At 38.6% G+C, this 14741-nt stretch carries 13 protein-coding genes; 12 read left to right on the top strand and 1 reads right to left on the bottom strand.

Annotated features, from left to right (window positions below):
• The first annotated feature begins 56 nt into the window (after positions 1 to 56).
• The 4 genes from FR7_RS16290 (at position 57) to FR7_RS16275 (ending at position 4532) form a co-directional block, all read left to right on the top strand.
• The gene (locus tag FR7_RS16290) at positions 57 to 260 is read left to right on the top strand and encodes a hypothetical protein (RefSeq protein ID WP_007933365.1); all 204 of its coding nucleotides are present in this window, start codon (positions 57 to 59) and stop codon (positions 258 to 260) included.
• A gap of 455 nt (positions 261 to 715) precedes the next feature.
• Positions 716 to 1753: an ABC transporter substrate-binding protein gene (locus FR7_RS16285; RefSeq protein WP_007933362.1), complete on the top strand. Its 1038-nt coding sequence runs from the start codon at positions 716 to 718 to the stop codon at positions 1751 to 1753.
• 2 nt (positions 1754 to 1755) lie between these two features.
• Positions 1756 to 3438 carry an ABC transporter permease gene (locus FR7_RS16280; RefSeq protein ID WP_007933360.1) on the top strand — a complete coding sequence of 561 codons (1683 nt, stop codon included), beginning with the start codon at positions 1756 to 1758 and terminating at the stop codon, positions 3436 to 3438.
• Positions 3435 to 4532, top strand: a complete 1098-nt coding sequence (locus tag FR7_RS16275; RefSeq protein WP_007933358.1) for an ABC transporter ATP-binding protein — start codon at positions 3435 to 3437, stop codon at positions 4530 to 4532. Before FR7_RS16280 ends, FR7_RS16275 begins: the two co-directional genes overlap by 4 nt.
• Positions 4533 to 4807: 275 nt before the next feature.
• On the opposite strand, the gene FR7_RS16270 is transcribed toward FR7_RS16275, so the two are convergent.
• Entirely contained in the window at positions 4808 to 5578 is a 771-nt protein-coding gene (locus FR7_RS16270) for a DeoR/GlpR family DNA-binding transcription regulator (RefSeq protein ID WP_007933354.1), read from the bottom strand.
• 261 nt (positions 5579 to 5839) lie between these two features.
• Between FR7_RS16270 and FR7_RS16265 the strand changes: the two genes are divergently transcribed.
• From FR7_RS16265 to FR7_RS16230, 8 genes are all read left to right on the top strand, one after another.
• Entirely contained in the window at positions 5840 to 6592 is a 753-nt protein-coding gene (locus FR7_RS16265) for an ABC transporter ATP-binding protein (RefSeq protein WP_007933352.1), read from the top strand.
• Entirely contained in the window at positions 6585 to 8219 is a 1635-nt protein-coding gene (locus FR7_RS16260; RefSeq protein WP_007933350.1) for an ABC transporter permease subunit, read from the top strand. Before FR7_RS16265 ends, FR7_RS16260 begins: the two co-directional genes overlap by 8 nt.
• Positions 8220 to 8262: 43 nt before the next feature.
• On the top strand, positions 8263 to 9252 hold the full coding sequence (locus FR7_RS16255; RefSeq protein WP_007933348.1) for an extracellular solute-binding protein: 990 nt from the start codon (positions 8263 to 8265) through the stop codon (positions 9250 to 9252).
• A 31-nt stretch (positions 9253 to 9283) separates the two neighbouring features.
• Positions 9284 to 10369, top strand: a complete 1086-nt coding sequence (gene phnW, locus FR7_RS16250; RefSeq protein WP_007933345.1) for a 2-aminoethylphosphonate--pyruvate transaminase — start codon at positions 9284 to 9286, stop codon at positions 10367 to 10369.
• Between the two features lie 3 nt (positions 10370 to 10372).
• Entirely contained in the window at positions 10373 to 11194 is an 822-nt protein-coding gene (phnX, locus tag FR7_RS16245) for a phosphonoacetaldehyde hydrolase (RefSeq protein ID WP_007933343.1), read from the top strand.
• A complete protein-coding gene (gene pbfA, locus FR7_RS16240) occupies positions 11178 to 12542 on the top strand; it encodes a (R)-1-hydroxy-2-aminoethylphosphonate ammonia-lyase (RefSeq protein WP_007933341.1) in 1365 nt (454 codons plus the stop codon). The genes phnX and pbfA overlap by 17 nt, the downstream gene beginning before the upstream one ends.
• Before the next feature lie 239 nt (positions 12543 to 12781).
• The gene (locus tag FR7_RS16235; protein WP_007933339.1) at positions 12782 to 13423 is read left to right on the top strand and encodes a hypothetical protein; all 642 of its coding nucleotides are present in this window, start codon (positions 12782 to 12784) and stop codon (positions 13421 to 13423) included.
• A 393-nt stretch (positions 13424 to 13816) separates the two neighbouring features.
• Positions 13817 to 14716: an SDR family oxidoreductase gene (locus FR7_RS16230; protein ID WP_007933337.1), complete on the top strand. Its 900-nt coding sequence runs from the start codon at positions 13817 to 13819 to the stop codon at positions 14714 to 14716.
• Positions 14717 to 14741: the final 25 nt, after the last annotated feature.

Genomic DNA, 14741 nt, shown 5'->3' with positions numbered 1-14741 from the left:
TCGCATTCTAGAATCCTATTTATGAAAAATACAATGAACCGAAAGGAGGTGTAGGAATGGTCAGTACAGGGAAAGTCACAAATGTTGTAGAGGAAGGAAATACAATCATCATCAATATTGTTTTTATGGATGACACTGAGAAAACTGTCGTTTTACCAAATGAAGATAGTAATAAATATAAAGATAAATATGTTATTTGTGATATGGATTCAGATCATAATGCTAAAATACTGGAGATCGTTGGTGATGACATGGATTAGGCCATGGATACATAAGGTCGCCTGACCTTGCAGGTAAGACGACCTTATTATACAAGAAAAAAGGACAAAAGACCTAGGAAACTATGACGTTTTGCATGTGTGAAAATCTTCTATTTATTACGATAATAGTAATAATAGGAAATATTTGAATTTTCGAAAAGGAGACGATGTTATGTTTGTTATAGAGTCCTGGTTATACAATGTATTGCATCTTGTTTTGACGGTTGGATTTTTATTATATTTATATCGTCTAAGTGAGAAACTGAATGACTAAAACTGCAGAGATTCTCTTCATGTAAAACCCCGCTCAGTCAATAAGCTGAACGGGGTTTTACATTTGTCCAGCAAGGCATGTGGAAAAGTAGAATTAAACAGATATTAACATTCCCTTAACAAGCTGCCAGACAGGTTGTTTTATACTGAACTAAATAACAACTCCAAGGAGGCATTTTTTCATGATCAAACCAGGAAAGATACAGTCCCTGCTGCTATGGTTACTTTTTATGACGACAATTCTGTTGGCAGGGTGTGGAGCGCAGCAGCCTGCGGCTACTACCGAAAAAAGCGGAGAAATAAGCGGTAAGTTACAAGTGTATACATCACAGCCGGATAGTGATATTAGTAAATTAGCGGCTGGGTTTACGAAAAAATATCCTCAGGTTCAAGTAGAAGTATTTCGATCGGGTACGGAAGAAGTAATTGCACGAATTAATACAGAAATGAAAGCCGGAAAGATAGGAGCGGATGTATTGTTTTTAGCAGATGCTCCTACATTTGAGGCGCTTAAAGTGCAGAATTTGCTGCTGGATTATCAATCAGGCGAGCTTAAAGGCGTGAAGCAAGAACTGCTGGATACTGATCATATGTATTTTCCAACCAAAATGATTCCTATCGGAATTGTGATCAATACCAATAAAGTGAAGGAGTTAGACAAGGTTGACTGGAATACTTTGTCTGAATCTGAGAACAAAGGACAAACAGTTATGCCCAGCCCTTTGTATTCGGGAGCAGCAGCCTATAATCTGGGTATATTTAGAAATCAATCTGAACTGGGCTGGAATTATTATGAAAAGCTAAAAGATAATCAGGTGATGGTGGTAAAAGGCAATGGCGACGTCATTAAACGTGTAGCCAGCGGGGAAAAAAGTTTTGGCATAGTGGTGGATTTTATGGCCTTTAATGCTGCTAAACAAGGATCACCCGTTGCCTTTGTTTATCCTAAGACTGGTTCTGCCGTTATTACGGAGCCTGTTGGAATTGTGAAAACCACACAAAATGCAGCAGCAGCTAAAGCCTTTGTAGATTTTGTGCTTTCTGCTGAAGGTCAGCAATTAGCAGTACAGCAAGGCTATTTGCCAGTCAACAAGGATGTGAATGCGCCAGAAGGCAGATCGGCCGCCGCTGCCTTGAAAATCTTAAATGCACCAATTAAAAAGCTGGTTGAACAGCGAGATGCCGACAAAAAAGACTTCACTGTGTTATTTGGTGGGTAGCCATGAAACGTATAGTATCATGGTGCCTGCTCATGCTACCGATCCTTTTCATCATTTATCCCCTATGGAATTTGCTGACTGTTTCCTTGGGAGTATCCACTATGCAGCAAGGGATATCCTTAACTGCATACGGTCAATTGCTCCAAGATCCACAATTGCCGACTGTAATTCAAAATACCTTGTATATTGCTGTTGTTTCCACAATCGCTTCCTTATTCATGGGAGCCATGGCTGCCATACTTACTGAAAAGACAGATATACCGGGACGCCAGGGCTGGCGTCTTGTTTTTATCCTTCCAGTGCTTTTACCATCCTATGTAATTTCCATTGCCTGGCAGCACTGGGCAGGTCCTGTTGGTTTGGTAAACGGCTGGTTACAGCATGTTTTGGGGACAACAATATGGAATTTTGCGGGGATTCATGAAATTGTCATTGTAATGGCCATTTCTCATATGCCGATTGCTTATTTACTGGTACGATCTGCTATTAATGCAATTCCCGGACATTTGGAAGACGCTGCTCGCATTGCAGGTGCCCGGCCTGTTACAGTATTCACCTCTGTAGTCTTACCATTAACGGTTCCAGCGCTGGCCAATGCTGCCTTATTATGTTTTGCAAGTGCTTTGGATAATTTCGGTATTCCTGCTTTTATCGGCATACCATCTGGTATTACAGTTCTTAGCACGCTGATTTATCAAAAAGTCATTGGACTGGGAAACGGCCAATTTGAGCAGGCGGCAGCTTTGGCAGTGGTAACAGGACTGCTATCCATGATACCTGTATATTTTCAGGGCAAGATTTTTCATGGACCGAAGTATTCTCGGGAAGAGGGGAACAGGGAAAAAAGAATCTACCTTATGGGAAAGTGGAAATGGTTATTGGTATTATTAATAGGCATATGGCAAGGGGTAACCGTTATTGGACCTTGCATAGCCATGCTGTTGCTGTCTCTGGCACCTGCTTATGGCGTTCCTTTGACCTTAGGCAATCTTACCTTTGCTCACTATATTTCCTTGTGGACGGAAACACCGGTGGTGGCTGCAGGTCTGAAAAATAGCCTGCTGCTGGCCCTAATATCGACAGTAGTGGTTTTATTACTCGCTTGGCCCTTGGCAAGGAGAATTGTACTTGCTCCCTCTTCGTTGGTTACTTTTCTGGATGGGATTGCAGCTGTACCTTACTGTCTGCCGGGAATGGTAGTAGGATTAGCTGTACTGCTGACTTGGATTCATCCGATTCCCGGGACATCCTTTAGTTTGTATGGCGGTATGACAATTTTGCTTTTGGCCTATATACCCCGATTTTATACTTTCGGCATCCGAACGTGGACCACGGCGTGGGCGCGATTTTCTTTGCACATGGAGGAGGCGGGACATGTGGCAGGGGCTGGTCCCATGACAGTTACCCGTAGGATTACGCTGCCAATGTTTCGTGAAGAAGCGTTAGGCGGTGGTACACTTATTTTTTTGTTAGCTTTTACCGAGTTGACTCTTTCTTCGCTGCTGGCTGGCTCGCAGTTTCCTACATTAGGAGTTATTGTTTTCAGCATGGAAACGGCAGGACGTGCTCTGGAAAGTGCGGCATTAGGTACCGTGCTGACGTTGCTGACACTAGGATTATCAGCTGGCGTTTGCAAATACTTGCTTGACGAAAAAAACTCGGAAGAAAAGGAGACCAAGATATGAATGCAGATTTTCGAGAGCGGCAGCAAGCATTAACCATACGAAAGCTGGCGGTGCGTTACAGTAATTCGTCACAGTGGGTTTTGCAGGATTTCGATCTTGCTGTCAGGTCGGGGGAGTTTGTTGTAATCATTGGACCAAGCGGCTGCGGCAAAAGTACATTGTTAAGATTGATTGCTGGTTTTACACAGCTTCAGCAAGGTGAAATTGTTATTGGAAAAAGAATAGCAGCAACTGCTGGCGGTGTTTGTATACCTCCTGAAGAAAGAGATGTAGGTTTTGTTTTTCAATCCTATGCCTTGTGGCCCCATATGACGGTCAAAGCCAATATTACCTTCCCTCTGGAACAAAAACGGTTTACTGCTCTGCAAAGGGAGCAGCGAGTGGATGAAGCAATTATGAAATTCGGATTGCAGGAGCATCAGCATCGATACCCGGCAGAATTGTCAGGAGGCCAACGGCAGCGAGTAGCGCTGGCCCGGGCTCTGGTCGGGCAGCCGGCTTTATTGTTAATGGATGAACCATTATCCAGTCTGGATGTAGCTTTACGCAAAAGGATTCAGGATGAATTGTTGATTATGCATAAGGAATGGCAGCCGACAGTCCTTTATGTTACTCATGATCAAGATGAGGCGGTGAAATTGGCTGATCGTCTTATTGTGCTGAATGAAGGAAAAATTCAGCAGGCAGGAACGCCATATGATATTTTTCATTCTCCCAATAATTCTTTTGTGGCAAATTTCTTTGGTGAAGTGAATGAACTGGTTGGCAGTGTAGTCGAAAATCAGGGCAATGGATTATGCTGCATAAGAATTGGTGACCATATATTCATTTTGGCGCGGACACAATCTTCTTTGACCAGTGGGGAAAGAGTGAGGGTATTCATCCGTCCCTCATGGGTGGATATACAGGAACGAGAAGATATGTCCAATGCGCGTATTACGGACAGCCGCTTTATGGGAGCCTATACAGATTATTCACTAGAATGGCAAGGTATACCTTTGCGGGTATCCACTCAGAACACTATTTCCAAAAGAGTAGGTGACAGCATCTTCCTGAAAGTGAAAGATGCCTGGAGTATAAAGACAAGTGAATGATAAATATAAATGTAAGGAGAGTATGTATGACTTTGTCATTGGCAAAATGCCAAGCTATGCTGCCTTTGGATATGGCAAAAGCATCAGAAATTGTACAGGATAGTTATCATTATTTGCTGGAATCAGCAGGTAATGTTGAAAAGACGTGTTTGCGTGAACGTGTACTGGATGTCTTGCATAACCCAGCGCCCAGCTTTCTCAGCATATTGGATGAGAAGGATAAAATAGATATGAAGGCCCAACATCTGTTTGTTGGGTCTTTTTGGTACAAAGATTTAATTTTCATTTTCTGCCAAGACCAGTATCGTTGCTGTTTTCTTAAAACTGCTTGCCACATTTTTGCTTAAGGATGAGTCGGTAATAATATAATTGATTTTATGCAGTGGTGCTATGCTTATGGTGACATCTCTATCAAATTTGCTGCTGTCTGCTGCCACAAATAATTCTTTTGATCGTTCGATAATTATTTTTCTGGTAACTGCTTCTTGCATATTGAAATCAGAAACTCCATTTTCTGCGGTTATACCTCCGGCACAAATAAAACTTTTTTGAATGTTTAGTTGTGAAAAGTTGAAGATGTAATCATAGGTAACAACAGAACGTTCATTATGTCTTATTTTTCCTCCGATTATAATAATCTCAAAATCAGTACTCATTAACTCATTCACCACAGGAATGGAGTTGGTAATGATAGTGAGATTCTTCTTATTCATAAGGTATTTGGCAATATGATATGTCGTGGAGCCGCTATCGATAAAGATACAGTCTCCATCATTAATAAACTCACAGCATTTCTTTCCGATGGATTCCTTTTGCAATAATTTATGAATCATTCTGCTTTCCATAGTCGGCTCAGAAAAGATGGAAATATTGAGTTTCGCCCCACCATAAACCTTTTGAATACTGCCTTGCTTTTCTAAAATACCTAAGTCTCTTCGTACAGTTTCGATGGAGATGTTAAATTCGGTAATAAATTCGGGAATGGTAACAACATCTTTTGTTGCTAACAGCTCTAACATTTTTTTTTGTCTTTCACTTGGTAACATGAATATCATCCTTATCAAAGTTAATATGTTAACATAGACAAAGTATAATAGAAAAAATGACAATGTTCAAGAAGAAAATGATTTAAATATAACGAGTTAGTCATGATATGATGATTATATAGTAAAAACATAGTAATAAAGTTACCAAAAATGACGATGTTTTAACTATATATTAACATGTCCATAACATATGTATGCCTAAAGGCATGTATAGTAAAGAGGCAAGAAGAATTTGTTTTAGACATATAGGGGGTGAATTTTTTGTTGGTATTAAAAAAAATACGGAAACAATTTGATGGCAAAGTAGTGCTAAATGGAATTGATGTCGAAATTGCCAATGGTGAGATTGTTTCTATGCTAGGACCTAGCGGAAGCGGTAAAACTACATTGCTGAATATAATATTGGGTTTGACATCAATGGACAGCGGCACAATCATTTTTAATGACAAAGATATAAGCAAACTATCAATGAAAGAGCGTGGCTTTAATATTGTTTTTCAAGATTATGCGCTTTTTCCCAATCTTAATGCTTATAAAAACATTATTTATGGAGTGAAAAATAGGCCTGATTTAATAAGCAAGGAGGAACTGGATGGACTAATTGATTTTTTGGAGTTAGAGCCTCATTTGTCCAAACAGATTAGTCAGCTATCCGGCGGGCAAAAGCAAAGGGTAGCACTTGCTCGTACTTTAGCTACGAAGCCTAAAATACTTCTCTTGGATGAGCCTTTAAGTGCTCTTGATGGCGTCATAAAGGAAACCATTAAGGATAGAATTAAAGCCATTACAAGAGAGTATCATTTGACTACTATCATTGTAACCCACGATCCAGAAGAAGCTTTGACCATGTCGGATAAAGTATTAATTATTGATCAAGGAAAAGTTTCGCAATTTGGCACACCTAACCAGGTAATTCATCAGCCTCAAAATAACTTTGTAGAGGAGTTTATCTTGCGTCAGCTAAGAATAAAAAGGGATAACATTTATAATTTATTCGAAGGCTGCCATGCGTAAAGAAAGACTGGAAACACAACTTATTTATATAACAGTTGCAATATTCTTCATTGTCTTTCTCTTTGCTCCTTTATTTATACTGCTGATGAATTCTGTTAAAACTGGGCATGGCATAGGTTTTTCCAATTACGTTTCCATTATTTATGGTCAAGATATTTTAATTGCAATCAAAAATAGTATATATGTTTCAGCGCTTACAGCATTGATAACAACCATTTTGGCTTTTATCCTCGCTTACGCCGTAAACTGTACAAACATATATAAAGCGATAAAAGAAATCATAAAAATTGGAATCGTATTACCTATGCTGCTGCCGACGATCACCTATGGCTTTGCCATTATATACTCTTTTGGTAAACAAGGCTTATTAACACAGCTTTTTGGCAGAGAACTATTTCAGATTTATGGATTTAACGGGCTTTTAATGGGATATGTTATTTATACCTTGCCTTCAGCTTTTCTGCTGATTGATAATTCTTTCGGCTATATTGATAAGAAATTCATTATTGTTTCTACACTTATGGGGGATGGATTTTTTAGAAGTTTTACTAATACAATCCTCCGCCCATTGGTCGGTACTTTAGGGGGCGCATTTGTCATCGCTTTCATTTTAAGTTTCACTGATTTTGGAATACCTGCCTCGGTAGGAGGAACCTATAGCGTTGTTGCAACTCAGTTATATCAAGTGATGTTAGGTGCCATTCCAAACTTTAATAGTGGCTCAGCAATAGCCATGATTATGCTTATACCGGCAATATTTGGTGTTTTATTTTTAAATTATCTTGGAAAATTCAATTTCCACTATGACAAGTTTACGAATATCGAGATTATTAAGAATAGGATGCGTGATGTTTATTTAGCCAGTATTTCCATGACAACAATCCTTAGTATTATGCTGATCTTTCTAGTAATGTTCATAACCCCATTTGTAAAAAACTTTCCCTATGATATGAGTTTTACCACTAGCTTTTTTAAGGATACTTTTTTTTCTTCATCAATAGTGGATGTATACGAAAACTCATTATTCGTTGCAGTCGTTTCTGCCTTGCTTGGAACAGCTCTTTGTTATAGTGCAGCCATCATAAATGTTCGTACCCAGATGAGTAAACATATGAAATTGAGTATTGATGTGTTTTCCATGGTAACGAATACTGTGCCAGGGATGGTCTTAGGGCTGGCGTATTTGCTGCTGTTTAATAACAGTGATCTAAAGGGCACCTTTTTCATAATCATCATTTGCAATATAGTGCACTTCTTTACCACTCCTTATCTTATGGCAAAAAATTCTCTTTCCAAAATGAACCCATCTTGGGAGATTACAGGGGAATTAATGGGTGATACTTGGATTCATACGATCATTAGAGTGATTATTCCCAATTCCATATCGACATTAGTGGAGATGTTTGGCTACTATTTTATAAACTCCATGGTTACCATTAGTGCGGTTATTTTTTTGGTTACTGCACGAACGTCAGTTGTAACAAGCAAAATAAAAGAGCTTCAGCATTTTGCAAATTTTAATGAAATCTTTGTATTATCGATACTTATTTTTCTAACCAATATAGCTATGAAAATTTTCAGTACGTTTTTGCATAAAAAGTTATCATTAATGAATCAACGAGGATGAAATAATAAATAAAAGATTATAACAAAAAAGGAGAGGTCGTATTATGAAAAAGATATTCAAGAATCTTATTCTATGTCTCATGTTAGCTTCGATGTTGATTGGTTTGGTGGGATGCGCAAGTAATAGCAAGCCGCAGAAAGTAGTTATCTATACCAATGCAGATAAAGAAGCAGTACAAGCCATGCAAAATAGCCTTAATACTGCAGGATATGAAGGGAAATATGTGCTGCAAAGCATGGGCACATCTGAACTTGGTGGCAAGCTTATGGCTGAAGGTGACAAAATTGAAGCCAATTTAGTAACAATGAGTTCTTACTTTGTAGAAAGTGCTCAACAAAAGCATAAAATGTTTGCTGAATTGAATTTTGAAACGAAAGCACTTGAAAAGTATCCAGCTTATTATACTCCGATACTGGCAAATACAGGCGCCATATTTATTAATACTCAGGTTATAAAAGATAAGGGACTGGCTATTCCAAAATCTATAAAAGATTTAACGAAGGATGAATATAAAGGGTTAGTTTCAATTCCTAACATAATGAATTCTTCAACGGCATGGCTTTTAATGCAGGCAATTATCAGTGAATATGGAGAAGTGGAAGGTAAGATGGTACTCAATAAGCTTATTCAAAATTGTGGTCCCCATATTGAAACTTCTGGTTCAGGTCCGATTAAAAAGGTAAGAGTTGGAGAAGTTGCAGCAGGATTTGGACTTCGTCATCAAGCCGTAGCAGATAAGGTTGCCGGAAAGCCAATGGATTATATCGATCCAATAGAAGGTAATTATACGCTTACAGAATCCATTGCAGTCGTTAAAAAGGCAGATACAGCTACTACACAACTTGCTATGGAAATGGCAAAAATAATCATTGAAAAAGCCAGACCTGAATTAATTAAAGATTATCCTGTAGCCCTATATCAAGGAGAAGTGGTAACGGATGTAAATAAAGCTGGTAATTTAAAAAACTTTGAGAAACCATTGACAGTAGAACTTCTTGAAGCTCATCAAGAGTTTTTCAAAGCTGCAAAATAAATAATAGCAAGAAATGGAGGGGGAAAGTTAGATGAAAGGTTATAAACTTTTAACCCCAGGTCCTTTGACAACGACAAGTGGAGTTAAAAAAGAAATGCTCTTTGACCGCTGTACCTGGGATGATGAATATAAAAACATAACACAAAAGATTCGAGGCCAACTCCTTGAGATAGCAGCAGCAGCGCCCAATGCATATACTGCAGTGCTGATGCAGGGGAGTGGAAGTTTTGGCGTAGAAGCTGTATTAATGACATGCATAAGTAAGGAAGAGAAATGCCTTATCATTATTAACGGTGCTTATGGAGAAAGAATAGCATCTATGGCAAAATGTATTGGTACGAATCATGTTGTTTATCGTGTTCAATATGATATGATTCCTAATGCTAATGACATAAAAAATATTCTTGAAAATGATGTGGGTATTACCCATATCGCAATGGTTCATTGCGAAACAACAACAGGTATCCTAAATCCGATTCAAGATATAGCTGATATTTCTAAAGCGTATGGAAAAACTTTAATTGTTGATGCTATGAGTAGTTTTGGCGGAATTGAAATGAATATTCAGGATTTAGGTATTGATTATCTAATAAGCAGTGCAAACAAATGCATTCAGGGGGTGCCTGGCTTTTGTTTCGTAGTGGCTAAACGCGAAAAACTTTTAAAGTGCCGAGGTAACGCAAGATGTTTATCCTTAGATTTATATGAGCAATGGAAGCACATGGACCAGGATGGCAAGTGGCGATATACTTCACCAACACATGTAGTTGCCGCATTTTCAAAAGCTCTTGATGAATTGGCAGAAGAGGGCGGCGTTTTCGCACGAAGTAAACGCTATGAAAGTAATAATAGGCTTTTACGAGGAAAACTCAAAGAGATTGGCATTGTTTCCTATATAAAAGAAGCGTTTCAATCTCCTATCATTACTACATTCCGTTTTCCAACAGAGGATTTTGACTTTAACACGTTTTATCATCATGCTAAGGAAAGAGGCTTTGTTTTGTACCCTGGTAAGCTGACAGATGTAGATACTTTTCGAATTGGTAATATTGGTGAAATACACAAACAGGATATTTTGCAACTATGCAATATAATTGAAGAATATGTGAGGGCATAGGTCATGAATAAAATTGATGGCGTAATATTTGACTGGGCTGGAACTGTTGTTGATTTTGGATGCTTTGCACCTGTCAATGTATTTATTAAGATTTTTAAAGCTGCAGGTGTAGAGGTAACTGTCGATGAAGCAAGGGTTCCAATGGGGATGCTGAAAAGAGACCATATTAAGGCTATGCTGGAAATGCCAAGAATCAACAGAGCATGGGAAGAACAATATGACAGATATTTTAATGAAAAAGATATTGATGAGTTATATTCAAGTTTTGAGTCTTTACTTCTCGCTTCTCTTGCAGAATATACAAATCCTCTCCCTGATGTAGTAGAAACTGTGAAGAAGCTCAGGGATCAGGGGCTAAAAATTGGTTCAACAACAGGTTATACTGACTCTATGATGAAGATTGTAACTATGGGTGCAAAAGAAAAGGGCTATGAACCTGATTTTTGGATCACGCCTGATTCTACAAATTGTCATGGAAGGCCATATCCATATATGATATTTAGGAATATGGAGGCTTTGAAATTGTCTGCGCCATGGAAAGTAATTAAAATTGGAGATACGGCGGCAGATATTAAAGAAGGATTAAATGCTGGAGTTTGGTCTGTAGGAGTGATTGTTGGCAGTTCACAGATGGGGCTTAATTATGATGAATTTGAAAGTCTATCTGAAATCGAAAAAAAGCAAGCAATTAAAAATACGAAACAGGCATTTTGCGGTTATGGTGCAGATTTTACTATAGTGACAATGAAAGAACTTCCCCAGTTAATTGCAAGGATTAATACCCTGCTCGAAAGGGGAAAAAGACCAAATGTCAAATCCGATTGAAATAAATAGGGAAGGTGACGTTAATTCCAGCCAGCAAAGAAAAAAATGGATCAATACTCTTGATGAAAAAAGCATGGAAGTATTAAAAGCAGATGAAGATACATTTATAAAACAATCTATGTCAACGCCTTGCATGAATGTGATTATAAAAGCAGAAGGTTGTTCTATATTCGATGCGAATGGAAAACAATACCTTGACTTTCATGGAAACAGTATACATCAAGTTGGCTATCAGAATCCGTATGTAATTAAAGCGGTTAAGCAGCAGTTAGATACACTGCCTTTCATACCTAGAAGATATACGTCAGAAATAGTCGTAACAGCAGGCAAAGCATTGATTGATAAAACAATATCAAAAGATTATAAGATTTTATTTACGCCATCAGGCAGTGCGGCTGTAGGAATTGCACTTAAAATGGCCCGTAAAATTACAGGCAGGCATAAAGTGATATCCATGTGGGAATCCTTTCATGGGGCGGGGCTTGATGCGATTTCTGTGGGAGGAGAGGCTGTCTTTCGGAAGGATATGGGACCGCTTCTGCCTGGATGTATAAGAGCGATACCCTATAATGCGTATCGGAATCTTATAAATAGCAGTTGTCCACAAAGGGTTGCTGCGTTTTCTGTGGATTATATTGAATATATTATCAAAAATGAAGGCGATATAGGCGCAATTATACTAGAACCAATTCGAGCAACTGATACCCATATTCCTCCCCACATTTATTTTGAAAGGCTTCGTGAAATCTGTGATCAAAATGGTATATTGCTAATTTTTGATGAAATTCCAACAGCCCTTGGCAGAAGTGGGATGTTTTATGTGCACCAGAATTTCGGCGTTGAACCAGATATGCTTATATTGGGCAAAGGGCTTGGTGGAGCAGTCATACCCCAGGCAGCTATCCTCATTAAATCCAAATATGATAAGGCACAGGATATCTCACTTGGACATTATACTCATGAAAAGCCCACCGTGGGATGTGCAGCAATCTGTGCTGCCATTCAATATATTGATGAGTACAAACTTCTAGCTAATTGTAGAATACAATCAGAATTTGCCTTACAATGCTCAAAGAATCTGTATGATACATATGAGTGTATCGGAGATTATCGGATAGCTGGTCTTTTACTATCTTTTGAACTAGTGAAAGATCGATATACAAAAGAAAAACATGATGAGCTTGCTGAAAAGATACTCTATTACTGTCTGAAACAAGGGCTATCATTTAAGGTATCATCTGGTAACTGTATTACGTGGCATCCTCCGCTCATTGTAACAAAGGAGCAGCTAACTTTTGCTTTTCATATATTTGAGGAGGCAATTAAGCATTGTAGTTTGTATGATTAAAGACATGCCTTTCTTGCATATTAGCGCAGCATTTTTTGCTGCTGTTTTTTTATTTGCAGGATAAAAAGAGTGGCTTATTAAATATACTAAAGAATAAGTGTATCTTCTTCTAAGAACACGGCTTAAATTCTTGTGAGAATAGAGGCTTAAGAGGAATTATGCAATTAACTGTTTTAGCAGATAATAATACTATAATTGATAGATACTTTTATGCTGAACGATGAAAGGGGGAATGAAAGATGGAAATCAAGCATCCTGAATGGTTACAGATAAAAACTAGTAAACCTATATTATACGGTTACAATCAAGAGTGGTATAAGACTTCTTTTCAGAAGACGAGAGGCTGCGGACCTACAGCTGCTGCCATGCTGCTTTTATATCTGAATAGACGTGAAGCTGGAGCACTGCCATACCAAAGCGACAGTATTTCCTCTATAACTCAAGTATTGGAGGATGTCTGGAATTTTGTAACTCCTGGGTGGTTGTTAGGGCTCAATAGTACTAAGAAATTCTGCAGGGGAGTAGAGGCTCTTGCAGCACATTATGGACTAAGTTGGCAATGCCGTGAGCTTAGCCTTTCTGCATTTAAATTTAAGCGGGCATCACTTTCTGAGGTTGTAAAATTTTTGAAGAAAGGTCTCACCTCTGATTGTCCTATTGCATTTTTGAATTTGCAAAAAGGACGAGTGGCATCCTTAGAAAGCTGGCATTGGATTGTTCTGGTGTCTTTGTCTTATAAAGAAAGTGAGAATCGTTATCTGGCTACTTGTTATGACGGAGGCCGTTTACTTACTTTTGATTTGGGTCTTTGGCTGGAGACCACCAGGCTTGGTGGCGGATTTGTATATATAACCGTTGAAATGAGTCATGAAAAGGAATGATCGCTAATGAAGAATAGACAGGTATCTCATGAGATAGTAAGATATTTAATGAAAAACACAATATTTACATGTTTCAACGGCCCATGGAATGAAGTATGCCTGAATGTGATTGTATAAATCACGCTGTAAAATGGTAGACTATGGTATAATAAACCTAGGTTTACGATAAAAAAGGAGATGTTCGACATGGGAGACAAAAGCCCAAAGAACAAGGAAAAAAAGAAGAAAAAGGCTGAAAAGAAGGCTCCACCAATTCTGGCAGCTAAATCTGAATAAGTATCTGTATAAAGCGCAACCACTTGCTGGTTGTGTTTTTCTTTGTTACTGCGATTGGTTACATAAAATTAGTAAATGGAATAGAATATTATAAAAATTATAATAAGGAGAATTTTTATGTATCCACAATATTCCTATTACAATAAAATTCAAAAATGTAAAGAACAGCCAATCTCTTTTCCTCCGCAGCACCAGGAGCGTCAACCAGGATTGGAATACCTAATGGACCCGCTGCCAATTTCGGAGAATTGTGAGTATAGGGGGAGTGGGAAATTAGAAGGTAAAGTAGCGATTATTACTGGTGGAGATAGTGGAATTGGACGTGCTGCTGCGATCGCTTATGCAAAAGAAGGTGCAGATGTTGCTATCGTATATTTGTATGAGCATCGTGATGCAAGAGAAACCCAAGAGCGGATTGAAGAAATCGGACAGAGGTGTTTAACAATTGCTGGCGATCTGCGAGAAGAAGCATTTTCGTACCATGTAGTTGAACAGACAATACGAATTTTTGGTAAAATTGATGTATTGGTTAACAATCATGGAGTACAATTTCCTCAGTGCAGCATAATGGATATTACAGCAGAACAATTGGATGATACCTTTCGTACGAATATATATGGTTTCTTTTATATGACAAAGGCAGTATTGCCTCATTTACCTCCTGGAAGTGCTATTATTAATACCGCTTCTGTAACCGCATATGAGGGAAATAAGTATCTTCTCGATTACTCTGCCACGAAAGGTGCTATCGTAAGCTTCACTCGCTCATTATCTCTTTCACTGCAATCCTGTGGAATTCGTGTAAATGCAGTGGCCCCAGGTCCTATATGGACTCCGCTGCAGCCATCAAGCTGGCCGGCAGATTATATTATGACCTTTGGCACGGAGACTCCAATGAAAAGAGCAGGCCAGCCCTTTGAATTAGCACCAACCTATGTATATCTAGCCTCCCAAGATTCATATTATGTTTCTGGGCAGGTATTGCATGTCAATGGTGGAACTATTACTGGGTCGTAATAGTATCTAGTGGAGCCAAGTGCCA

This window comes from Pelosinus fermentans DSM 17108 (assembly GCF_000271485.2).
Taxonomy (GTDB): Bacteria; Bacillota; Negativicutes; order DSM-13327; family DSM-13327; genus Pelosinus; species Pelosinus fermentans.
Note: the sequence above shows the minus strand (reverse complement) of the source record. Positions and strands in the feature narration are given on the sequence as shown.